The organism is Vibrio sp. B1FIG11, assembly GCF_905175335.1.
In the GTDB taxonomy this organism is placed as follows: Bacteria; Pseudomonadota; Gammaproteobacteria; order Enterobacterales; family Vibrionaceae; genus Vibrio; species Vibrio campbellii.
This window is the reverse complement of the sequence record NZ_HG992752.1, coordinates 1,416,561-1,442,655: the sequence shown is the minus strand read 5'-3', so window position 1 is coordinate 1,442,655 and position 26,095 is coordinate 1,416,561. Positions and strand designations below refer to the sequence as shown.

Below are 26,095 nucleotides of genomic sequence, written 5' to 3'. Positions count from 1 at the left end.
AATGATGAAACAACCTCATATTGGCGTAGACAGCACCCAAATAGCGCCTCGAGTGATCGTCTGTGGAGAACCAGATCGAGCAAACCGTATTGCCGCGTTGTTTGATAACGCAGAATTGGTCTCTGAGAACCGTGAGTATCGAGTGTTCACTGGCACATACCAAGGTCAGCAAATCTCAGTATGCAGTACAGGTATAGGCGCTCCTTCGATGATCATTGCGGTGGAAGAGCTAAAACAGTGTGGTGTGACAGACGTGATTCGTGTGGGATCGGCTGGTGCGATGCAAAAAGGCATTCAACTCGGTGAGTTGATAGTGGCTGAAGGCGCCGTCAGAGACGAAGGTGGCTCGAAAGCATACGTTCGCTCTTCGTATCCGGCTTACGCAAGCTTTTCGTTACTGAAAGCGCTGGACAGCTATTTAGCCGAAAAAGAAGCGCGCTATCATTTAGGTGTAGTTCGCTCCCACGACAGCTTCTATACCGACGACGAAGAGGCGATTTGCGAATACTGGAACAAGAAAGGCATCCTAGGCGCGGATATGGAAACCTCGGCGCTTTTTACCGTCGGTCGCCTGCGTGGTCTAAACGTTGCTTCTATCTTGAACAATGTCGTCCTGTATAAACAAGATGTTAAGGAAGGCGTAGGGCAGTACGTAGATGAAGCGCAAGTGATGATGGAAGGGGAGCGTTTAGCGTCTTACGCTGCTCTTGAAGCCTTAATTGCACAAAGTTAACTGGATCACAGCTTAGTTAATTTTTGAAGCGGCACTTTGGTGTCGCTTTTTTATTGGCTGTCATCAAACGATTCTAGCGAGTACAATCTATTTGAGATTGTTGTCATTAAAGAGAAACTCACGTGAAAATCAGCCCTTACCCAACCGGACGTTTCAAAAGCTTTTTAGAACAGAAAAGTGCTGAGTTTCGCGACTTAATCTATCAATGCCAAATCGGCAGCCGATACTTCGACTCTGGTGAAGAGGTCCTTCGCCAAGGTGAGCAGCTTCAATATCTGTATGTGGTGCCAGTAGGGCGAGTTTCGATGAGTATCATTGCAGCCAACGGTCGCCGGTTCCAGTTAGGTGAAGCCAATTGCGACTATCATATCTATGGTGAAATGGAGTACTTCACGCAAACGCCTTGCCAATGGAACGTGGTCGCAGATGAACATATGCAAGTGGATATTATCTGTATCCAAAAACTGACTGAGGCACTGCACCAGCAACCTGACATGATGTTTTTCTTTGCTTCTGCTTTGGCGGAGGATTATCAAGATTCAATGGATATCTATACCAATCGCTTGTTACACCCAATTACTTACAACATTGCTTATGACTTGCTCGTACAAAAGCAGACCAACACCTTGCTGGGTGGGTTTGACAAGGTAAACCAAGAAGCGGAAAGATTTGGCACGTCAGGACGCGTTTATCGTCGAGCGGTAAAAGATCTGATGGACAAAGGTTTGATCAGAAAAGGCGAGCAGGGGCTTGAGATTGTTGATGAAACGGTACTAAAAACATTTCTTGATGCCTACGAATAACCCACAACGTTTGAATTCCGAAATACAATGTTGTGGGTCATCATGAGCACTTTTTGCTTAGAGCGATAAGCGCTTACTTCTGAATTAGAAAACGCAGTGCTTAGCAAAGTCAGACGCTTCGTTTGCTGTCCATTCGCCTTTTGGCTTTTCTTTCATGTCGTTACACCATGCTTCACTACCAACTTCAGTACAAGCCATCAATTGTGCAGCGACAAATAAAACCAATGCTAACTTCTTCATTATCTAGTCCTTTCTAGTGAGTCATTTAAACCTAGTATAAACATTCACTGAGCTGATAAATATCAAAATGACAACTTTGCGCTTACCGTCTCAAATTCGATATCTGTATGGTGTAATTTGTTGATTTAATAAGCCTATTTAGAAGTGTAACGAATGTAAAGTTATTGAATAATTGGTTGAATGCCTGTTTGAGTAAGGATATATTGCGAATGCGTATGATAACGGATCTCATTAAGGCTTGAAAATGGAAAAACTCGTCAGTGCGGCAATTCTTTCGCTGCTTATAATTTCACCTTCTTTTGCTGCAACCGTCAAAATTGACCATTACATGGGAACGACAGAAGTTGAACAATCCCCCAAACGAGTGGTTGTGATTGGCTTTGGCCCACTCGATATGCTGGATAGCTTTGGCATCGATCCAGTAGCGGTATCGAACGCCTCCCATCTTCCAAAGTACTTATCTAAATACAGCAAGACCCATTACACATCGGCAGGTAGTCTTTTCGAACCAGACTTTGAAACCATCTACATGCAAAAGCCGGACTTGATTTTGGTTGGTCCTCGCGGTTCGTCTAAATACGATGAGTTAAGTGAAATAGCACCAACAGTTGTGCTCGCATCAGGTGAAAACGAAGGCTACTGGCAGGGCACAAAAGCGCAATGGCGCAACGTTGGCAAGATCTTCAATATGGAAGAAAAGGTTGAACAAAAAATTGAAAACCTGGATGCACAGTTCAAGGCGATTCGTGATTACAACCAAACCAACAATAATGATGCACTCACAATTCTAAGCATTGGTGACAACATCAGTGCATTTGGTGCGAAATCTCGTTTTGGCGCGATTTACTCAGATTTTGGCTTTTCAGAGACTGTGGAGAATCTCAAAACGGGCACACATGGTGACGTCATTTCTTATGAGTTTATTCGCGAAGCCAACCCGAAAAACATCCTCGTTATTGATAGAAACGCACTTCACGCAAAGTCTGACAATGACCTTGCTAAATCGCTTGATAACGATTTGGTTAAAGCGACTTCTGCATACAAGAACAAGAAAATTACCTTCCTAGATGTTGATGCTTGGTACTTAGCTATGTCGGGTGTGACTGCAACGGAAAAGATGGTGAGTGAAATTAAACACACGATCGAACTTTAAGCCAAGCTAGCAGAGGTTAACTTTGAAAAAGTTATTGCTTGTTCTTGTTGCTCTAAGCGTCGCGTCGTTGTTTGTTGGGGTGGGAAATATGACACCCCAACAGTTGTTTTCGGGTGATGCAAAAGCACTAGAACTCTTCTTCACTAGCCGGATTCCGCGTCTATTTGCCATTCTTCTTGCTGGAGCAGGGCTGAGCATCGCTGGATTAGTGATGCAGCAAATTAGCCAAAACCGATTTGCCGCGCCTTCAACAACGGGCACGATTGAGTGTGCCATGCTCGGTTACGTAATGAGTGTGGTGTTTTTTGGTAGTGGCGAACAGCTTTGGCTTGTCTTTGGTGTCTCTATTCTTGGCACTTTAATGTTCGTTCAGTTCATTCAGCGTATCCAATTTAAAAGCGTCGTATTTGTGCCGCTCGTGGGCATCATCTTTGGTAACGTTGTTGACGCTGTCACTACTTTCATTGCCTACAAATACGATGCACTACAAAGTCTGTCTGCGTGGAGCGTGGCAAACTTTGCCAACATTTTGCGCGGTGATTTTGAGCTGCTCTATATCGCTGTCCCCGTCGCCCTTTTAAGTTACTTGTTTGCGGCACGAATTTCTGCGGTTGGTATTGGTAAAGACTTTGCAGTAAACCTTGGTCTTAACTACCAACAAGTGGTGACATTAGGTGTACTTTTGGTGTCGGTAATGTCAGCCAGTGTGGTGATGATCGTTGGTCAACTGCCGTTTCTTGGACTTATCGTGCCAAACTTAGTCAGTTACTTCTACGGTGATAACCTCAAACGCAATATCCCACTTACCGCCATGTATGGAGCGATCATTGTTTTAGCGTGTGACCTGGTTAGCCGAGTGATCATTTTCCCCCATGAAATGCCGATTTCAATCGTGATCAGTATCTTGGGCGGAGTGGTGTTTATCGCGATGTTGTTGCGAGGTAAGCAAAGTGCGTGATTCCAAGAAACTGTTCTTATTGGCAGCCATTGCGCTGCTTTTTGCATTTTTGTTTATTGGCATTGGCTTAACGGCAGATAACTACCAGTACTTTTTGTCGCGACGTGTACCTAAAGTGTTAGCCATGGTATTGGCAGGTATTGCGATTGCTCAATCTTCATTGGTGTTCCAAACCATTACCCATAACCGGATCCTCACCCCTAGCATCATGGGATTTGATGCGTTGTATGTGTTGACGCAAGTTCTGATTGTTTTGTTGTTTGGTGGTTTAAGCGCTCTCGTTCTGAATGTTTACATCAACTTCTCGATTGCGGTATTGGTGATGGTAGGCTTTTCGCTATTGCTGTTTGGATTTTATTTTTCAAAAGGCGGGCGTAATCTCATCACTTTGCTGTTGGTTGGGCTGATCTTTGGGCAGTTGTTTAGCAATATTGCGGTGTTCTTCTCTCTTCTGATGGACCCAAATACCTTTGCGTTTGTGCAATCTAAACTGTATGCCAGTTTCAACAATGTGAAGGTGAACTTGGTGTATATAAGCTCGCCAATATTGTTCATCGCTTGTTGGTTGTTGTATCGCATGCATCACACCTTAGATGTGTTTTGGCTCGACCAGGACAATGCTAAGAGTCTAGGGGTTGATGTCCCTAAAGTGACGCGCAATGTCTTCATTCTCTCTGCGCTTCTCATTGCCATCTCAACCGCGCTTGTCGGCCCTATCATGTTTTTTGGATTGTTGGTGACCAACTTAAGTCGTGAGATGTTCCGCTCTTACCAGCATCGTACCCTGTTAATAGGCTGCTCATTGATGGCAATTTGTGCCTTATTGTCAGGGCAATGGATTATAGAAAACGTCTTTTCATTTGAAACGACGTTGAGCGTAGTGATTAACTTTATTGGCGGTATCTACTTCTTGTATCTATTGCTGAAAAACAAAGTCGTATAAACATGATTATTATAGATAAACTAACGAAAGCATTTGGTCCCAACAAAGTGGTTGATGAGGCCGATACTCAATTTGAAAAAGGGAAAGTAACGTCAATTATTGGCCCTAACGGAGCAGGGAAGAGTACGTTACTATCAATGGCGTCGCGATTGACTGAGCGTGATGGTGGTAGCGTTATGATCGACTGTAAAGAGATTACTGAATGGGACACCAAAGAGCTTGCAAAAAAGCTGGCGGTACTGCGCCAAGCAAACTCGATTACGATGCGTTTTACCGTAAAAGAGTTGGTCTCATTTGGACGCTTCCCCTATTCGAAAGGTAACCTAACCAAAGATGACCATGCGTTAATCGACCAAGCTATCGACTACTTAGATCTGAAAGAAATTCAAGATAAATTCTTAGATGAATTGAGTGGTGGTCAACGACAGCTGGCATTTATTGCAATGGTGATTGCCCAAGATACGGATTACGTTTTTCTCGATGAACCATTGAATAACCTTGATATCAAGCACTCACTACAGATCATGAAAGTCGTTCAGCGTCTTGCGCACGATATGAACAAAGCCATGGTGGTGGTGATTCATGATATTAACTTTGCTGCGTGTTATTCCGACGAGATCCTTGCCCTCAAGAAAGGGAAAGTAGTGGCCAGTGGTAAAGTCGAAGAGGTGATTCAGTCTTCAACGCTGGAGGATATCTACGAGACTCCGTTCAATATCATTGAGCTTAATGGCAAGCGTATGTGCACTTACCATTAAAGTTAGGTTCTATCGACCAAAATTCCGTTAAAGCAGAGCTCATCAAAACAATAGCCCAGCAAGGTAAAGTAGAAACAGTGACGGGTTTACTTGGTGAGCTCGTCCATGATCGGACAGCGGCTCTTTGCATCCCCAGGACATGAAGAAACCCAGCCCTCCAACTGCTTTTTAATCTCCAATAAGTGGGCAATTTTTTGCTCCACTTCATGAAGTTTGTCCATGGTTCGTGCTTTTACTTCGCTACTTTTGCGGTTTGGGTTGTGTGCTAATTGCACGAACTCTTTGCATTCTTGTAATGAGAAACCGGCGTTTTTGCTCTGGAAACAAGGTTTAGCTCTTGGATGTGTTTTTCAGAATATTCGCGATAGCCGGAGTCGCTGCGAGCTGGTGACGAAATGATGCCTTTGTCTTCGTACATACGAATCGATTTAGAAGACAATCCTGTGAGTTTTGCAACTGCACCAATATTCATGATGACCTCTGTGTTTCAGATAACCTTTCTCGCGAGTATAACGCTAAGTGTTGGTGTTCAAAAACGACTTTAATGCTGTTTTTCGTCTGTCGATTCGGTGGGTTAAAAATTTGGCAAACAAAAAAGCCCGTAAGCATAACACTTACGGGCTTTCTAAAATCGTTTTAACTAGGCTTCTTCAGGCGCTAGGCTTTTTTTTTCCTGCTGCATTTTTGCAAGGAAGTACACGTTAACACATGCAATAAAGCCGTTTGTTAGTACTACTGGCCATGAATCAATCATCAAACCGTACGCTGTGAAAAGTGCACAGCCGATAAAGTTAAGGATACGAAGCTTAACGATATCTTTCATAGTTAGTGAGATAGCAACCATGATAGAAGCCGCGTAGCCTAGAATCTCAACCATATTCATTTCCATTATTTGACCCTCTTAAATCTGCCGAATTTTGTCGGTACCACTTCTTCTCATCTTGAGATTAACGAGGAAGCTCCATGCCTCGAATGGTCTTTTTCGTTTTGATGGGTGCACTATAGCAATGGAAAAACCGTGATGAAAGCCTCAAATAAAGGTTAAGAGAAGGTTAGCGATTACGCAAACGTTTAGGAGAGAAATTATTGATAATTTTACTTATTGTGTTGATTGATATTAGTGATGGCAACAATAGATAAAACAAAGTTGAAGGAAGGTAAACAATAACATAATATTGCAAATGAGAATTATTATTAATTAAGTTGATTTATGCCAATTGCTATTAGTCTTATTTTTTCGTTTGCTCTTATCATGCGGACAAAACCGAATTCACTGGGAATTGGGGTACATATCCTAACTCACATACTACTGTTGATTTTTATCCCTTCTTCCTATGTTATTCAGTATCTTATCGTGATGTTCTTTACTTCTCCTTTGCTTATTAGGTTGGCAAAGCGTTCGTCTACATACGATGTTTTGTTTGCCTTTCTACCCTTACTCATTGGCACTGGTGGCTTGATTCTCACTTCTTAGGTTGTTCAACTTTTCTTCTCACTGGATTGAAACTAATCTTTGTCTAATAAGCCTTTTGTTTCATAAAATTAATGGATAGTTTACATTTGAATGTGTCGCATACTTGTGACTTGGTGAGGTTTTCATTTCATGTGGTTAACGAAAGAACAAAATTTGATTGTTTATTGACTCAATAGTTAGTTAAATCAGTCTGGTGAGACAATGTGAATCACATTTCTATAAACTAAAATAATTTATAAAGGTCTAACGAAGTGCGTTAGCCATTAGCGGGGGTCAGATGAGTACACAAGCTGTGCCGCAAGAAGTTGTAGTAGATGCTGTCAAAGGGGATGTTTACGCTCTAAGCCTTGAGGGGAAGGTGAGAGCGATAAACGTTGGGGATGTATTAGTTCCGGGTGATGTCATCATCACTGAAAACGGCGCTTCCATTGAAGTGATCGCGGAAGGCTCACTCTATCTCGTGGATGAGAATTGTGTAGCCTGCATACCGGCACCATCTTTAGAGCAACAACCGACAGACGCGGTTGTTCAAGCGCCCGTTGATGGCCAAATCAATGTCGATCCAACCGCGGCGGCTGACGCCGAATTTGGGGCTGAGGATGTGGCTGCAATCCAGCAAGCCATTTTAGAAGGCGCTGACCCTACGGCTATCCTTGAAGCCACGGCCGCGGGTCCGGCTGGTGGCGGCGGTGGTTCTGGGTCTGCAAACGCAGGCTTTGTTACTGTTGAATACAATAACCCTGAAGTATTGGCCTCAACGTTTTTTGAAACCTCAGCTCCGACAAGTAACACGGATACTGAAGATGATCCTGACGGCTTAAATGTCACTGTTTTTGCCGATGGTGGCCAGTCTCTCTCTTCTCAAGTAACAGAAGGCTCCATTTCTCTATCAAGCTACCCGCAAACCATTTCGTCTAGTGTGCTGGTTGAAGCAGGGGATCTCGCACTTGATACCGCTTCATTTGTACCCGAAACGTCTTCTTTAGAGTCTTTGTTAACTGAGCTTAACAGTGATATTACCTCTGGTGGTCAGCCAGTGGCGTTCGTTTATGACGAAGCGCAAAATGCCATTATCGGTACTCAAGAAGGTAACGAAGTGCTTCGTATCGAGATCGAAGCGACATCTTTAGGCCGTGATTTAGAGTTAGAGGTCGTTACCACGATTAGCCAGGGTATTGACCATGTTGCGTCTGTTGCTGATGGTCAAGTATCGATCGTCGGTGATCAAATCAATATCGCTTTTGATATTACAGGCACAGATATTGGTGGTAACAGCATTCAAGCGCCTATTGATTTTACGACAACCGTTATTGATGGCGATGATCCTGCGCCGCAAAACGTTACTTTTGAAAACGTTGAATCTTCTTCTACACCAATCACTGGCACCTTTGTTGATATTGGTAGTGATCAATTAGCAACGGTCACGTTTAATCAAGAAGGACTTAGTCAGTTCGATGGCCTACTGAGTGATAATCAGGCGACAGAAGCGGTACTCTCTGAAGACGGCAGTACTATCACCTTGTCCATTGCTGGCTTGAGTGAAACCGTCTTAACTATCAGTCTGAACACCGATGGTACCTACCAATTTGAGCAATTTAAGCCGTTAGAACAAACAAATGGTGAAGATACGATTGAGCTTTCTTTACCAACCACAATCGTCGACTTTGACCAAGATACGGCAAGCAACACCTTTACGATGACCATCCTTGATGGCGATAACCCAGTGATTGAGAACGTGACGGGATTGTCTTTAGACGAGGCGGGTGTTGACCAAGGTTCACAGGAAGGCACGGTAGTAACAAGTGGCTCTGGGTCGATCACGACAGCGGTTGGTAGTGACATCATTGACCACTATGAGTTGGAACCTACAGAGTTTAATGTTGGTGGAGAACTCCAATCTCAAGGGCAGGTTGTTCAACTGGAACTAGCGTCCGAGAGTAATAGCGTGCGTACTTACGAAGGCTTCATTGAGCTGGATGGCGTGCGTATCACCGTATTTGATGTGGCGATTGATGCGCCTGCATTGGGCGAATACCAATTCAACTTGTATGAACAACTCGACCATACGGGCGCTAACGATGACTCACTTACTTTCTCACTGCCAGTTTACGCGGTAGATGCAGATGGTGACCGCTCCTCGATTACCGAAGGTTCGAATACACCAGAGGCGGCGCAAATTGTCATCCAAGTTCAAGATGACGTTCCTACTATTGATGGCGTTGAGGCGCTGGCCGTTGATGAAGATGATTTATCAAGCATCGGCTCCGATCAAAGCGACTCTGTGCTCGCGCAAGGCAACTTCACGACGACTCAGGGCTCAGACCGTGTCGTAAGTTATCAATTAGAGAGCGGCACTGATCCACTCAATGGGTTGGAATCACAGGGTCGCTCTATCTCTCTGACGGAAACAACCAATCCAGATGGCAGCTTCACCTATTCTGCAACAGCAGAAGGGGATGCTATCTTCACCTTACAAGTGAACCCTGACGGTTCATATTCATTTACCCTTGAAGGTCCAATCGATCATGCTGCGGGTAGCGATAGCTTAACTCTAGACTTCACTATTGTCGCAACGGACTTTGACGGTGACACCAGTTCACTTGTTCTACCTGTAACCATTGCTGATGATGTGCCAACCATTAACGACGTTGTCGCTCTTACCGTCGATGAAGATGACTTAAGTTCGGTAGGCTCTGACCAATCACAGCCGACATTGGTTGAAGGTCAGTTCACAACGACTCAGGGTTCTGATGCCGTCGTACAGTATCAGTTGGATGTAAACGCTGATCCTTTAAATGGCCTGCAATCTCAAGGGCAAACCGTCTCCATTGCCGAAACGCAAAATGCAGACGGCAGTTACACCTATAGCGCAACGGCAAATGGCAGTGCAGTTTTCACATTGATCTTGAATACCGACGGCTCGTACAGTTTTGAGCTGCAAGGTCCAATCGACCATGCGCCAAATCGCGACAGCTCAACCTTTGATTTTAGTGTTATTGCTACCGATTTCGATGGTGACACAAGCCAAATCGCATTGCCTGTTACCATCGTGGATGATAAGCCGACCATTACCGATGTCGATGCGATTACCGTTGATGAAGATGACCTAGGCACGATTGGCTCAGACCAAACTGACCCGATTTCAATCGATGGCAACTTCACTACCACACAAGGCTCTGACCGAGTGGTGAGCTATCAGCTTGATGCTTCTGCAACACCAGTTGACGGCCTTACATCACAAGGCGTGGCCGTCACACTGACTGAAACCGCAAACGGCGATGGTAGCTTTACTTACGAAGCGACAGCGGGGATTGAAGCGGTTTTTACGCTGACAGTGAACAGTGATGGCTCTTATAACTTCACGCTAGAAGGTCCAATCGACCACGCGGTAGATAGTGACGAGCTGACACTGAACTTCCCAATCATCGCAACAGACTTTGATGGTGATACCACAAACGCCACGATCCCTGTAACCATCGTGGACGATAAGCCAGTTATTACTGACGTCGACGCAATCACGGTTGATGAAGATGATCTAGCGTCAATCGGTTCAGACCAAAGCAATCCAATTTCTATTGATGGTAACTTCACCACCACACAAGGTTCAGACCGAGTGGTGAGCTACCAACTCGATGGCACATCAACACCAGTTGACGGTTTAACATCGCAAGGCGTGGCTGTCACATTAACTGAAACTGCAAACGGTGATGGCAGCTTCACCTACGAAGCAACAGCGGGCTCTGAAGCGGTCTTTACGCTAACAGTTAATACTGATGGCTCTTATAACTTCACGCTAGAAGGGCCAATTGATCACGCGGTGGATAGTGACGAGCTGATACTGAACTTCCCAATTATCGCAACCGACTTTGATGGCGACACCGTCATAGAAACGATTCCAGTCACAATTGTTGATGATGTACCGACCATCACAGCGGTGGATGCGTTAAGTGTCGATGAAGATGACCTTAGCGGTGTGGGTTCAGACCCAGGCGGCGATCTGTTCGTTGAAGGGGCGTTTACAACCACACAAGGCTCTGACCGAGTGGTGAGCTATCAACTGGATTCAACCGCTGATCCTGTTGTGGGGCTGACCTCTCAAGGTGAGGCGATTATCTTGGTGGAAACCGCTAACGGTGATGGCAGCTTTACTTATGTGGCGACCGCAGACGGCAATCCGGTATTCACGTTAAACGTAGCAACAGATGGCACTTACGATTTTACGCTGCAAGGCCCGATTGACCATGCAGCTAACAGTGACAGCCTGACGATTGATTTCCCAATTATTGCCACCGATTTTGATGGTGATACGACTTCGGCAACCATTCCAGTCACGATTACGGATGATGCACCAATCATTGATAATGTCGTGCCTCTGGCTGTGGATGAAGACGACCTCGCGTCTATCGGCTCAGACCAAACTGACGATGTGTTTGTTGAAGGCTCGTTCACGACTACTCAAGGTTCAGACCGAGTGGTGAGCTACCAACTTGATTCAACTTCTGATCCTGTTTCAGGTTTAACTTCTCAAGGTGAGCCTGTTACTTTGGTAGAGACTGCGAATGCCGATGGCAGCTTTACTTACGTGGCTACCGCGGATGGCAATCCTGTCTTCACCATGAATGTGAATGCAGACGGTACATATGACTTCCGTCTGGAAGGGCCAGTCGATCATGCGTTAAACAGCGATGAATTAGTTCTGAACTTCCCAATCATTGCGACAGACTTCGATGGCGATACGACGACCGCGACCATTCCAGTAACTATTACTGATGATGTGCCAACCATTGATAATGTTGTTCCGCTCACGGTGGACGAAGATGATCTTGCAACAATTGGCTCAGACCAAAACGATGATGCGTTTATGTCGGGTTCTTTCACCACAACGGAAGGCTCAGACAGCGTTGTTAAATATCAGCTTGATGCAACCGCAGATCCAGTAGCAGGGTTGACCTCTCATGGTGAGCCTGTTGTGCTTGCTGAGACAACAAATGGTGATGGCAGCTTTACTTACACTGCTACAGCACATGGCAATGCCGTATTTGAATTGGTTGTGAAGCCAGACGGCAGCTACACCTTTACTCTGCAAGGCCCACTAGACCATGCGGTGAATAGCGATAGCCTGCAAATCGACTTCCCGATTATCGCAACAGACTTTGATGGCGACACCTCATCGAAGACGTTACCTGTCACCATCGTTGATGATAAACCAACCATTACTGACGTTGATGCCATCACGGTTGATGAAGATGACTTAGCGACGATTGGCTCTGACGGCTCAGACCCAATTTCCATTGATGGCAACTTCACTACAACGCAAGGCTCTGACGGGGTAGTGAGCTATCAATTGGATGCTGCTGCAACGCCAGTTGATGGCCTAACATCGCAAGGTGTAGCTGTGACCTTGACGGAAACAGCAAACAGTGATGGCAGCTTTACCTATGAAGCAACAGCGGGAACTGATGCTGTGTTTACGTTGACAGTAAACACGGATGGCTCTTACAACTTCACGCTTCAAGGTCCAATCGACCACGCGACAGATAGTGATGAGCTGACGCTCAACTTCCCAATCATCGCGACGGATTTTGATGGTGATACCACCACAGAAACGATCCCAGTCACCATCGTGGATGATAAGCCAACTATTACCGATGTAGATGCGATTACCGTTGATGAAGATGATTTAGGCACGATTGGCTCAGACCAAACTGACCCGATTTCAATCGATGGCAACTTCACCACCACACAAGGCTCTGACCGAGTGGTGAGCTACCAGTTAGATGCTTCTGCAACACCAGTTGACGGTTTAACCTCGCAAGGTGTGGCGGTCACATTAACTGAAACTGCAAACGGTGATGGCAGCTTTACTTACGAGGCAACAGCGGGGACTGAAGCGGTCTTTACGCTAACAGTGAACACTGATGGCTCTTATAACTTCACGCTTGAAGGTCCAATCGACCATGCTGTTGATAGTGACGAGCTGACACTCAACTTCCCAATTATTGCGACCGACTTTGATGGCGATACCACAAACGCCACGATCCCTGTGACCATCGTGGACGACAAACCTGTTATTACCGACGTCGACGCCATTACCGTTGATGAAGATGATCTAGCGTCAATCGGTTCAGACCAAAGCAATCCAATTTCAATTGATGGTAACTTCACCACCAAACAAGGTTCAGACCGAGTGGTGAGCTACCAGTTAGATGCTTCTTCAACACCAGTTGACGGTTTAACGTCGCAGGGTGTAGCGGTAACGCTAACAGAAACCGCAAATGGTGATGGTAGCTTCACTTATGAAGCGACTGCGGGTGGCAACCCAGTATTTACTCTGACAGTAGATACTGATGGCACTTATAACTTCACGCTAGAAGGGCCGATTGATCACGCGGTTGATAGTGACGAGTTGACACTTTATTTCCCAATTATCGCAACCGACTTTGATGGCGACACCGTCACTGAATCCATTCCAGTCACAATTGTTGATGATGTACCGACCATCACAGCGGTGGATGCGTTGAGTGTCGATGAAGATGACCTTAGCGGCGTGGGTTCAGACCCAGGCGGCGATCTGTTCGTTGACGGTGCGTTTACCACCACTCAAGGCTCAGACCGAGTGGTGAGCTATCAACTGGATTCAACCGCTGATCCTGTTGCGGGGCTGACCTCTCAAGGTGAGGCGATTACCTTGGTGGAAACCGCCAACGGTGATGGCAGCTTTACTTATGTGGCGACCGCAGACGGCAATCCGGTATTCACGTTAAACGTAGCAACAGATGGCACTTACGATTTTACGCTGCAAGGCCCGATTGACCATGCAGCTAATAGCGACAGCCTAACGATTGATTTCCCTATTATTGCCACCGATTTTGATGGCGATACGACTTCGGCAACCATTCCAGTCACTATCACGGATGATGCACCAATCATCGATAATGTTGTGCCTCTGGCTGTAGACGAAGATGATTTATCAGGCATTGGCTCAGACCAATCTGACGCTGTTTATGTTGAAGGTGCATTCACGACGACTCAAGGTTCAGACCGTGTGGTGAGCTACCAACTTGATTCAACTTCTGACCCTGTCGCAGGTTTAACTTCTCAAGGTGAGCCTGTTACTTTGGTAGAGACTGCGAATGCCGATGGCAGCTTTACTTACGTGGCTACCGCGGATGGCAATCCTGTCTTCACCATGAATGTGAATGCAGACGGTACATACAACTTCCGTCTGGAAGGTCCGGTTGATCATGCGTTAAATAGCGATGAATTAGTTCTGAACTTCCCAATCATTGCAACTGACTTTGATGGCGATACGACAACCGCGACCATTCCAGTCACGATCACTGATGATGTGCCAACCATTGATAACGTTGTCCCACTGACTGTAGACGAAGATGATCTTGCCTCAATTGGCTCAGACCAAAACGATGATGCGTTTATGTCGGGCTCTTTCACCACAACGGAAGGCTCGGACAGCGTTGTTAAATACCAGCTTGATGCAACAGCAGATCCAGTATCAGGGTTAACCTCTCATGGTGATCCTGTCGTGCTTGCTGAGACGGCAAATGGTGATGGTAGCTTTACTTACACTGCTACAGCAGATGGCAATGCCGTATTTGAATTGGTTGTGAAGCCAGATGGCAGCTACACCTTTACTCTGCAAGGCCCACTAGACCATGCGGTGAATAGCGACAGCCTGCAAATCGACTTCCCGATTATCGCGACAGATTTTGATGGCGATACCTCAACTGAAACACTACCTGTCACCATCGTTGATGATAAACCGACCATCACTGACGTAGATGCCATCACGGTTGATGAAGATGACTTAGCGACGATTGGCTCTGACGGCTCAGATCCAACTTCAATCGATGGCAACTTCACTACAACACAAGGCTCTGATGGGGTGGTGAGTTACCAATTGGATGCTGCTGCAACGCCAGTTGATGGCCTAACATCGCAAGGTGTAGCTGTGACCTTGACGGAAACAGCAAACAGTGATGGCAGCTTTACCTATGAAGCAACAGCGGGAACTGATGCTGTGTTTACGTTGACAGTAAACACGGATGGCTCTTACAACTTCACGCTTCAAGGTCCAATCGATCATGCGGTAGGCAGTGATGAGCTGACGCTGAACTTCCCAATCATCGCGACGGATTTTGATGGTGATACCACCACAGAAACGATCCCAGTCACCATCGTGGATGATAAACCGACCATTACCGATGTCGATGCGATTACCGTTGATGAAGATGACTTAAGTACGATTGGCTCAGACCAAACTGACCCGATTTCAATCGATGGCAACTTCACTACCACACAAGGCTCTGACCGAGTGGTGAGCTATCAGCTTGACGCGTCTGCAACACCAGTGGCTGGTCTTACATCACAAGGCGTGGCAGTCACACTGACGGAAACTGCAAATGGTGATGGAAGCTTTACTTACGAGGCGACAGCGGGTACTGAAGCGGTCTTTACGCTAACAGTGAATACTGATGGCTCTTACAACTTCACGCTAGAAGGGCCAATTGATCATGCTGTTGATAGTGATGAGTTAACGCTTAACTTCCCAATCATCGCAACAGATTTTGATGGCGACACGTCTGCTGAGACAATTCCTGTCAAGATCGTTGATGACAAGCCGACACTTGGTGGCATCGAAGCAACAAGTGTGCAAACGGTTGATGAGGATGATATCCCAACAGTCGGATCTGATGGTACGCAGTCGAACAGCATTGCAGGTAACTTCATCGCGACTGATGGTTCTGATGGTATTGTCGAGTACGGTGTTTCTGACCTAACGACGCCAGTACAAGGCCTGACCTCTGGTGGTCAATCACTGGTTATGGTTGAAGTATCAAACGCAGGTGGCGTTTCAGTTTACGAAGCTCGTATTGATGGCACGGCGACACCAGTATTCCGTGTGACCCTTGATGCTTCTGATGATAGCTACACGTTCGATTTGCTTGCTCCTCTCGATCATCCAAATGCTGATGGCCAAAATGAACTGGTCATCAATTTACCGATAAACGCGACTGACTTTGATGGAGACGTGTCGAACAACATCACCTTACCAATTACGGTTGTGGATGATGTTCCGACCATTGATGGTTTACTAGCAGGCAGCGAACAAACCGTTGATGAAGATGACCTACCAGCAGGTACGGATGCTGCAAGTGCAGAAGATACTGTTATTTCAGGTACTTTTGATATCACCGAAGGTGCTGACCAAGTTGCTTCTATTCAGCTGAGTGACCTGACCACGCCTGTTGCGTCACTGACTTCAGATGGTGAAGCTATCAGCTTAGTTCTGTCTTCTAGCGTAAACGGCGTGAACGTCTACCAAGGTGTCGCTGGCAATCCTGCTGAAGTGGTGTTCGAACTGACGTTGGATGCAACGAACAACACCTACGAATTCGATTTACAGAAGCCACTTGATCACCCAGATGGTAATCAGCAAAACGAGATTGTTATCAACCTCCCTGTGACGGCGACAGATAATGATGGTGATACTTCACCAGCCTTCACATTGCCAATTACCGTTGTGGACGATGTTCCAGTTGTTACCAATATTGAAAGTCTACGTGTCGACGAAGATGACTTACCTCTTGGCTCTGATGTCACGAAAGAGCCATTAACGGTATCAGGTGAGTTCGAAGTTACTAGCGCAGATGGTATTGATGCTTTCGAATTGGATCTAAGCTCAAATCCTATCCCGAATCTGAAATCGGGTGGAGAAGAGGTAACAGTTTCTCAAGACGTTGGTGCTTCAACTGCTGACGCGCTTGTTTACGTGGGACAAACTCCGAGCGGAGTGACGGTCTTCACGTTGACACTTCATCAAGATGGTAAATACGACTTTGAGTTATCTGGTCAGTTAGATCACGCGGTTAACTCTGATGAGATTTTGCTGAATCTACCTGTGAAGATTACAGATGGCGACAACGATACCATCACTGCGACCTTGCCAGTGACCATCGTAGATGACAAGCCAACCATTGATGCTATTAGCTCTGGTAGTACCTTGTCTGTGGATGAAGATGATATTCCAAGCCAAGGTTCGGACGACACGCCAGAATCCAATATCATTGGTGGTAACTTTGACGTTACTGATGGTGCCGACTCTATCGTTAGCTTCCAGTTGGATAGCTTAACGTTGCCTGTTTCTGGCCTTACCTCAGGTGGTCAACCGCTTGAGTTGGTTGAGTTTTCAAATTCAAACGGTGTGATTGAGTACCGAGCTTATGTACAAGGTACGACGGATACCGTCTTTAAACTGACGCTAAATGGTTCAGCAGACAGCTATGAATTTGAACTGTTGGGCGCACTTGATCATCCTGCGGGTAACGATGAAAACTCGTTAGTCATCAACTTCCCAGTCAATGCGACCGACTTTGATGGCGATGTGTCAAATAACATCACCTTGCCGATCACCGTGGTGGACGATGTTCCAACGATTGTGAAAGTGACAGATTCTAGCCAACAAACTGTTGATGAAGATGACCTTGCTGGTGGCTCTGACACGACGAGTGGGGATTCAACGGTATTAACTGGTGGATTTGAAGTCGTTGATGGGGCGGATGAGATTGCCAGCTACCAAGTTTCTGACCTTAATTCTGTTGTGTCAGGGTTAACTTCCAACGGTCAAAACATTGAGCTTAACTTGGTGAGTACTGTTGGTGGCGTAACCAGTTACGAAGCCGTGATTACGGGCACCTCAACCAAGATCTTCACGCTGTCTCTCGATGCGAATAACGACAGTTACCAATTTGAACTGTTGGGACCAATCGACCATGATGCTGTTCAAGGTGAAAACAACCTTGTCATTGATATCCCAATTACAGTGACAGATTTTGATGGTGATACGTCATCATCATTGAACCTTCCAATCACCATTGTTGATGATATTCCTGAAATCACATCAGCCGACGCGCTTTCATTAGACGAGGATGACTTAGTTAACGGTTCGCAGTTGACCAATAAAGACAGCCTAGAAGCAACGGGTAATTTCGATACGGTGGAAGGAGCAGATACCGTTGTCTCTTACCAACTGGATCTGACTTCAAACCCTATTCCAGGAGTCACTTCCGGTGGGTTATCGGTGACACTTGTTCAAACTGCAGTAAGCAACAACAACTACACCTATCAAGGGCAGACTCCGGATGGAAACTCAGTATTCACCGTAGAACTGAATGCTGATGGCTCTTACAAATTTACCTTGGAAGGGATATTAGATCATTCTGTACAAGGTGAGGATGAGCTAACCCTCGACCTTCCTATATTTGCTACAGATGTTGATGGTGACACGGCTGGAATCACCCTGCCTGTTTCTATTACTGATGACGTTCCAACCATTTATGATGCATCAATCTCGCGCGTAGAAGGCCAGGGTGGTCAAACAGTACAACTGTTTACAGATCCGGTTGAAGGGGACCTAAATTACGGTGCTGATGGTGCAGAGATTACCTCATTTACCGCAGATAACTCAGGAATTTACTTCAAGCAAAACGGCGTAGACTCCGACACCATAGACCTAAATGGCAGTGATCAAACCGTCTTTGTCCATAAAGTCCTTGATGGCGTTGATACAGAAATTGGTCGCTTAGTCGTGCGTACGGATGGACGAGTGACTTTCCGTCCGAATGACGATATTGATCATACAGAAACAGACTCCATTGATTTCACTATTAACGTTGTCGCGACCGATGGCGACGGCGATACCAGCGACGCGGATGTCGATATTTCGGTCACGGACCGAAACGCTCAGATCGATACGTCTACGGTTCTCGCTTTTGAAGACCAAGGGCGAGGTGGTGTGGTTGCAGGTATTGATTCTGCAAACACTCAAGACAATTTATCAGCGTTGGATATCACCCCAGCGAAAGTCGACTTAGTTATTAATCTGCATGATATCGATCGAACAGAAAGTCTGGGTGATATTACGATCCGAGACGCAAGCACTCATAACGGTACTTTCTACTACAAAGACGGTAGCGGTAACTATATTGAATTAACGTCTGTGGGTAATACGGTCGTTCTTGATGCATCAAATGTAGAACAGTCCTTCAGTGGTGAGTTTGTTACCTTAGAAAACTTGTATTTTGTGCCGGACCGTCATTCATCAACGGATGCTTCAGGTATCAATCCTCGTATCCGTGTTGAAATTCTTAATAATGGCACGCCAGACCACACAATCAACGGTCGCTTGGATATCGAAGTGGATGCGGTCGCTGATATCGCGACATGGAATGCAAGCAGTATCTTCGATTATACCGTTGACGAAGATGGCAACAATGTTCAATTGGATATCGAAGCGAACACGCAAGACATCAGCAACCCAGAGGCTATTGTTTATGAGCTCGTCTTTACCGAGGGCGGAGCCAACGCGACGCTTGTCTACTCTGATGGTACCCCAATTCCAGAGGTCGGTGGTAAATACCTAGTAGACGCGAGCAGAATTGATGAGGTCGAAGTGGATCCATCGGAGCACTTCTCTGGTCAGATTAAGCTTGATGTGACGGCAATTACTACTGAGAGCACAAACCCACTCACGGGCAAAGAAACGGCGCGCTCTGAAACCGAAGAAATTGTGATTGACGTTAGCCCAGTGGCTGACCAAGCCGATTTTGTGGTGAATCGCATCAACATCTTTGAGGATAATGCGCGCACTCAAGATACCGTAGACCCTGTGACAGACCATGATCCACTTCAGTTGAGCGAAGTCATTACGATGACGCCATCTGTTGATATCGATGGTTCGGAAGAGTTGTTTGTTCGTATTTCAAACTTCTCTGAAAATGGCGTGACATTGGTGTGGTTGGACAATGCTAGCCCAAGCCAGATCAACACGGTTACGGATGGCGGTGGTAACGTATTGTACTACGAAATCCCAGAAGCTAACTTGGCTGACGTGGAAGTGTTACCTCCTCTGCATAGCAATAATGACTTTACCTTTGATGTTGAAGGGATAGTAAAAGATAACGCGTCATTGTCGTCTGGTTCTGCTCAGAATATCCTCTCGTTGGGCACACAAACCGTGAATGTCGCAGTAAAAGGTGTCGCTGATATTCCAGATGTTGTATTGATCAATCAAAGTAACAATAGTTGGTCCATATTTGATGATGGTACGACGTCAGGCATTGAGACGACGATTCCTGAAGATGGCGTCGCATTACTGAACTTCTCTGTTGTATCAGGTGAAGTGAAGGACAAGCCTCTGGATGCCTCTGAGTCCCTTACTGTCGTGCTTTCAAATATTCCAGATGGTGTTCAGCTGGTTGATTCTGACGGTGGTAGTGTTGACCTAACTTATGTTGGTACTGACATCAATGGTAACCCAATTTATGAAGCTAACATTACTGGTTTGAACTTCAATTCAGGGATCCAAATTATCCCCGAAAGTTCATCAACTGAGAACATCCACATTACTGGTAGCATCATCGTGACGGAAGATGATGGACATACTCGCATTGTCGAGCGAGAGATTCGTGTAAAAGTTGAACCTGTAATCGATGCACAAGATAACTATGTTGTGAGCTCCGAGGGTAACGAAGATACCCGTATCAATATTGATTGGGAGCCAACGCTGACTCAAAGTCCTGATGCCGACGAGTTTTACGCGGAATTGACTATTAGCGGCTTCCCTGCGGGAAGTACTGTCTACGTGGATGGTGTTGCTCAAACGGTAACAGGCGGTAGTATCACGCTGACCCCAGCGCCTAACGAGTCAGAACAAGATTTCTCAGCGCGAGTGACTCAAGATGGCTACATCCAAGTTCAACTCGAGCAAGATTCGAGTACTGATTTTAGCTTGAGTACCCAAGTGACGGTGAAAGAAATTGACGCTGAATATGTCGATGCGAGTAATCCGGGCGAAGGCATTGCTTCAGCTGTTATTAACGGTACGGTAAATGTGACTGTTAACCCAATTGTTGAAGCAGAAGATTTAACAGGGCCGATTTCTGATCAAACTCGTCTTCTCGTTGAAGATGCCGGAGGTACAACGACCGATGTCGTGAGCTCGGATGCGCTAGGTCATATAGACTTTACTATTAATACATCCGCAGGTGGCCAAGCGGGCGCCAATATCATCAAATATCAAGAATTTGATAACTCGTCAGATGAAGTTGTAACGCAGCTAGTTGTGCAGTTCAGCAATACCGACCCTGAAATTCTTGATCAATTAATCATTGTTGGTGCCTCTAATGAAGGTGATGGCCGTTGGACGATCACCGACGAGGAAAACTTTTCTATTATCGCACCTGCGGGGTTAGACCTAACGCCAAATGATGATTCTGATGATGCGGACAATGGTGGTATCTCATCGATTGGTTTGACGATTTATGCTGAAGTCAATGACTTAGGTGAAGATGCGGTAGAGAAAGACGCGACCGTTATTCGTCAAACCGATATCACTCTAGAGTTCCCAACTGATATCGCACCACAAACGAGTGTGGCGGCTGAGATTGATTTAGACAATACCGTCCAGATTGATGCTAATGAAGACAATCTGATTGATTTTGGCTCGCAGCTTGCGTCGAAACTTACCACGATTAACAGCGATGGTGTTGAAGACGTTCTTACGGTTGTGATTGACCCTTCTGCCCCTGGGGCTCCTCCGGGCCTAGTGGTTGTGGGTACAGACATTGACTTTGTCGATGGTAAATACGTTTTCCAAGCGAGTATTGATGCTAGTGGCAATATTACGGGCTTAGACAGTCTCACCTTACGTGTTGGTGAAGACTGGGCAGGCGACTTTGAGCTACCGGTTATCTTTGTGACTACCGATACATTGTCAGGTGATGAGAAGAGCACACTTGAATCTATCCCGGTACAAGTATTGCCGATTGCGGACGTGCCGAGTTCTTCTGGTGATCAACCGCTTGATACTGATGTGACGCCAGATATCACATTGGATATAACTGGCACGCTTGGCCTAGACGCAGATAAACAGCCAGTAAATGACCTGAGTGTTGATGTCCCTACCAATGATGGCGTCGGCTATGAAGATGGCCTGATTCAACTGAACTTGAATATCGACTTTGCGGACGATCGCAATGGCATATTGGCAGGGCGAGAAACGCTTACCAATGTGAAATTGACACTGGATGATACGACTCTAGGCGAATTTGTAGACGCGAGTGGCAACTCATTAGGCACAAGTGTTGAGTTCAGTGCTGCTGAGATTGCGGCGGGTGCTTTGGATGAAGTGTTATTCAAACCGAAAGAGAACTACCCAGTCGGTGGTGGACAAAATACGGTTCAAATTAACATTGAAGGAGAGATCTCCGATACCGCTCTTATCGATCAAACGACGCTTGCGAATCCTGGAGATAATGTGGATGTGCGTACATTCACCGATAGCGTATCGTTTGAAATTACGCCTGTTGTGGATGATATTACGATCAGCGGCGCCGATCCTACACAGCCAATTGAGATATCGGGTGATGAAGATACGCTCATATCACTCAGTCAGTCGGGCACTGGTCTCACCATTAGCCTAAATGATAATGATGGCTCTGAAGAATTTGTATCCTTGAAGCTCACGGGGCTACCAACAGATTTTCTTGTGGATTCAAACTCGTCTGATTACACGGTCAAAAATAATGGTGGAGGTGAGTGGAGTATTCAACTTGCCAACCCAGGTCAGACATCTATTGACCTAAGTGACATTGAAATTCAACCACCGAAAAACTTCAGTGGTGAGGTGGATATCGGTATCACGGTATTTACTCAAGAAGAGCTGTTGAAAGTACCGACTGAGCATACGGGTACTTTCAAGGTCACCATCGATCCAGTTGGTGATGATGTTGATGTAAACCCAGATTCCTTGGTGTCAGGTAACGAAGGCGAGGATATTGATATCAACATCAATGCGCTGGTGGTTGATAACAAAGAATCGATTGGTGATGGTGCGAACTATCAAGAAAACGATCCAGAAACGCTACGTGTCGAGATTACAAATGTGCCAGATGGTGCAAGTATTGAACTTGCAGACGGCACGGCGTTTGTTGACCAAGGCGGTGGTGTATTCGTCCTAGAGATTGACGCCCAAGATCTCGATAAAGTGGTGTTTAATTCGGGCGATCGCAACGATAACTCTTGGAATGGCACGCTAGGGTTTAAAGTTCAGGCTGTTGATACCGGTCTAGATGGAAGCCAAAGTCTAGGTGCGCCAAAAGAGTTTGATGTCAATGTCGAAGTCGAAGCGGTTAATGACCGTCCAGAGTTTGTTAACACGGTGGATGTGGAAACACCAGAGGATACGCCACTACTGTTAGATGGTTTTAGTATTACCGATGTTGATGCCGTGTTGGATGATCCGAGTGCTGAGTACGTGCTCGATGTTACCGTCGACAGTGGTATCTTGGCGCTAAATCCAACGCTCGTGACGAACTACAACCTAACAGTGAGTGGCGATGGTACGGACTCTGTTGAGCTTAAAGGCACCGTTGCTGATCTAAACAATGCTATTGCCAACGGGCTGATTGAGTTCAATCCAGACCTGAACTTCTTTGGTGATGTTCAAGTTGACGTGACTATCGATGACCAAGGTAATGAAGGTCTCGTAATTGGTGGCGTGGATGACACACTCAACACCAACAGCAGTAGCTTTACTATTGAAGTGACAGAAGTTAACGATACGCCAGAAACGACGCCCGTTACCTTACCAGATATTGCTGAAGACAGTGGCGTATTCTCTATCTCTGAAGCGGAGTTAATTGTAAACGCTACGGATATTGAAAACGACAACCTCACGGTCAGCAACGTGCAGGTAACGGATCCAAATTCTGGAAGTGTTAGCTTCAACAACGTGACGGGGGAGTGGGAGTTTACGCCTGCACCTGACTATAACGGCTCTGTCGAAATCACTTACACCATTACAGATGACGGTACGACAAATGGTGCATCCGATCCTAAATCGGTTAATGGCACGGCTTCATTCAATGTAACGGAAGTGAACGATGCACCAACAACGTCTGAAGTGACACTTTCTGATGTTGCGGAAGACAGTGCGGCGGTTGAGCTTACTCAAGCTGATTTGTTGGCGAATGCCTCTGATATCGAGAACGACACATTGACTGTGAGTAACGTTCAATTAGTCGACCCAAGTAGCGGTACATTGGATTTCAATAACGTCTCTGGCACTTGGTCATTTACACCAGCGCCGGGTTACAACGGCACAGTCGAGCTTACGTACGACATTACCGATGACGGCACGACGAATGGCGCATCCGATCCTCAAACGACGCCGGGAACAGCAACCTTCGAAGTCACAGAGGTCAATGACTCTCCTGTCACTTCAGAGGTAACGTTAACCAGTACCGAAGAGGATGGCGGGGCTGTAAGTATTACAGCAGCTGAGCTACTAAGTAACGCAAGTGACCCTGAATCAGATAACTTGACCATTAGTAATGTCGCTTTGGCGGATCCTTCGGCTGGTACGTTAACGCAAGTCAATGCGACAGAATGGACGTTTGAACCTGCTGCAGACTTCTTTGGAGACGTTAACTTCACTTACGAAATCACGGATGACGGCACCACTAACGGCGCGCCAGATCCAATCACGATAGCGGGAACGGCAGTACTGAATGTTGAAGCAACCAATGATGCTCCTGAAATTACAGCGACATCGGTGACAGATACGATCAACGAAGCAGATGGTCAGAAGATTACGGGCATTAGCGTGAGTGATATCGATTTTACTGGCGCACAAGCAAACGAGTTGATGACCGTTACCTTGAGTGTGACAGAGGGTGATGTGCGTGTTGAGCCTCCTGTAGGCAGTGGCGTTACGGTTGGAGCGGGTATGGCTGGTGAAGTTATTCTGATGGGTACCCCAGATAACATTAACGCGGTTCTTGGTGCGACTGACGCTTCAGAGGGCGTATTTGTCGATGCGGGAGATGTTGACGCCGCCTCTATCACCTTGTCGGTGAAAGTCGAAGATAATGGAGTGTACTTCGAGAACGCGGCGGGCACGGCGTTGGAAGCGAATCAAGACTTCACCATTAATGTGACGCCTGTGGCTGATGCTCCGACGCTGGGCATTGACCCTCAGTTTAACTACATTAGACAGATTGCTGCGAGCCAAACAGCAAGCGGCCAAGGTCTCGCGATCGTTGGCATCATGGCGGCCTTGACCGACATTGACGAGGTGCTTTCACTGGAACTAACGGGTGTACCTGCTAGTGCTGAGGTGACAAGCGGTGTTTCTCCATCAGGCATCAGCTTCGATGGTACCACTTGGACAGTACCAAGCGATGAAATTGATACGCTAGAAATAGTGGCGACGGACACCAACAGTGGTATTGATATAGGCTCTTACGATATTTCTATTACGGCGATATCAACAGAATCTAATGGTGATGAAGCACAGTCTGCGCCTGTTCAAATTAGCTTGGATGTCAGCGACGACAGTGACGATATTGATCAGTCAAGTGCGACCGATGACAGCTATCTTGTTGGTGGAGATGCCGACAATAACTTGACGGGCGGTGAGGGTGATGACCTTATCGTCGGTGGAGACGGTGATGATGTGCTTATTGGCGGCTTGGGGTCGGACATCTTAACGGGTGGAGACGGCAGTGATATCTTCAAGTGGACAGTTGATTCAGTGGATGAAGGGGCAGTTGATACCATTACTGATTTTACTGTGAACGAAGACAGTATTGATTTGCGAGAGGTTATCTCTGATCTAAACAACCCGATGATCGATATGGATGATCTGCTTGGCCACATCACAGCCGATTATGATGCGTCGACAGAAGCTGTGTCCTTGAGCATCACCACGGACGCAAATGTAAGCCAGACAATCGTCGTCGAACATCTGGGCGACTCGATAGACTTCAATGGGCTAACGTCGAATGAAATCGTTGAGTCATTGCTGAACAATAATGTTCTAAGTAATGGCTAACGAGAAGCAACAGAGTCGTTAGCTCAAAGAAGGGCAACTAACACGAAAGCAAAAGCGCGATAGCTCATGGAGTTATCGCGCTTTTTACTATTCAGTCCTTTTACTGTGTATGCAGTCGAG

The 26,095-nt window shown here is 46.2% G+C and carries 9 protein-coding genes and 1 pseudogene; 7 read left to right on the top strand and 3 right to left on the bottom strand.

Annotated elements, in window-relative coordinates; genetic code table 11:
- Position 1: 1 nt before the first annotated feature.
- Positions 2-733: a nucleoside phosphorylase gene (locus tag KHO06_RS23080; protein ID WP_212582612.1), complete on the top strand. Its 732-nt coding sequence runs from the start codon at positions 2-4 to the stop codon at positions 731-733.
- 122 nt (positions 734-855) lie between these two features.
- Positions 856-1,536, top strand: a complete 681-nt coding sequence (locus tag KHO06_RS23075) for a Crp/Fnr family transcriptional regulator (RefSeq protein WP_212582611.1) — start codon at positions 856-858, stop codon at positions 1,534-1,536.
- Between the two features lie 84 nt (positions 1,537-1,620).
- On the opposite strand, the gene KHO06_RS23070 is transcribed toward KHO06_RS23075, so the two are convergent.
- On the bottom strand, positions 1,621-1,776 hold the full coding sequence (locus KHO06_RS23070) for a DUF3012 domain-containing protein (protein ID WP_005431817.1): 156 nt from the start codon (positions 1,774-1,776) through the stop codon (positions 1,621-1,623).
- A gap of 244 nt (positions 1,777-2,020) precedes the next feature.
- On the opposite strand from KHO06_RS23070, the gene KHO06_RS23065 reads away from it, so the two are divergent.
- Genes KHO06_RS23065 through vctC form a run of 4 tightly spaced genes read left to right on the top strand, consistent with a single transcriptional unit; the run spans position 2,021 to position 5,588 of the window.
- Positions 2,021-2,929, top strand: coding sequence for a siderophore ABC transporter substrate-binding protein (locus KHO06_RS23065; RefSeq protein WP_045421139.1), 909 nt, complete (start codon positions 2,021-2,023; stop codon positions 2,927-2,929).
- A gap of 22 nt (positions 2,930-2,951) precedes the next feature.
- A complete protein-coding gene (gene vctD / locus KHO06_RS23060) occupies positions 2,952-3,887 on the top strand; it encodes an iron chelate uptake ABC transporter permease subunit VctD (protein ID WP_212582610.1) in 936 nt (311 codons plus the stop codon).
- Positions 3,880-4,830 carry an iron chelate uptake ABC transporter permease subunit VctG gene (gene vctG, locus KHO06_RS23055; RefSeq protein ID WP_212582609.1) on the top strand — a complete coding sequence of 317 codons (951 nt, stop codon included), beginning with the start codon at positions 3,880-3,882 and terminating at the stop codon, positions 4,828-4,830. Before vctD ends, vctG begins: the two co-directional genes overlap by 8 nt.
- A 2-nt stretch (positions 4,831-4,832) precedes the next feature.
- Positions 4,833-5,588, top strand: coding sequence for an iron chelate ABC transporter ATP-binding protein VctC (vctC, locus tag KHO06_RS23050; protein WP_005431793.1), 756 nt, complete (start codon positions 4,833-4,835; stop codon positions 5,586-5,588).
- 86 nt (positions 5,589-5,674) lie between these two features.
- On the opposite strand, the pseudogene cueR reads toward vctC, so the two are convergent.
- Positions 5,675-6,060 (bottom strand): annotated as a pseudogene (cueR, locus tag KHO06_RS23045) (Cu(I)-responsive transcriptional regulator).
- Positions 6,061-6,228: 168 nt separating this feature from the next.
- The gene (locus KHO06_RS23040) at positions 6,229-6,477 is read right to left on the bottom strand and encodes a YgjV family protein (protein WP_005431786.1); all 249 of its coding nucleotides are present in this window, start codon (positions 6,475-6,477) and stop codon (positions 6,229-6,231) included.
- Between the two features lie 862 nt (positions 6,478-7,339).
- Between KHO06_RS23040 and KHO06_RS23035 the strand changes: the two genes are divergently transcribed.
- On the top strand, positions 7,340-25,975 hold the full coding sequence (locus KHO06_RS23035; RefSeq protein WP_212582608.1) for a retention module-containing protein: 18,636 nt from the start codon (positions 7,340-7,342) through the stop codon (positions 25,973-25,975).
- Positions 25,976-26,095: the final 120 nt, after the last annotated feature.

Bases quoted from the DNA above. Each gene is read 5' to 3' on its own strand.
- KHO06_RS23080 (WP_212582612.1), top strand. From the start codon at position 2: ATGATGAAACAACCTCATATTGGCGTAGACAGCACCCAAATAGCGCCT.
- KHO06_RS23070 (WP_005431817.1), bottom strand. From the start codon at position 1,776: ATGAAGAAGTTAGCATTGGTTTTATTTGTCGCTGCACAATTGATGGCT.
- KHO06_RS23065 (WP_045421139.1), top strand. From the start codon at position 2,021: ATGGAAAAACTCGTCAGTGCGGCAATTCTTTCGCTGCTTATAATTTCA.
- vctC (WP_005431793.1), top strand. From the start codon at position 4,833: ATGATTATTATAGATAAACTAACGAAAGCATTTGGTCCCAACAAAGTG.
- KHO06_RS23040 (WP_005431786.1), bottom strand. From the start codon at position 6,477: ATGGAAATGAATATGGTTGAGATTCTAGGCTACGCGGCTTCTATCATG.
- KHO06_RS23035 (WP_212582608.1), top strand. From the start codon at position 7,340: ATGAGTACACAAGCTGTGCCGCAAGAAGTTGTAGTAGATGCTGTCAAA.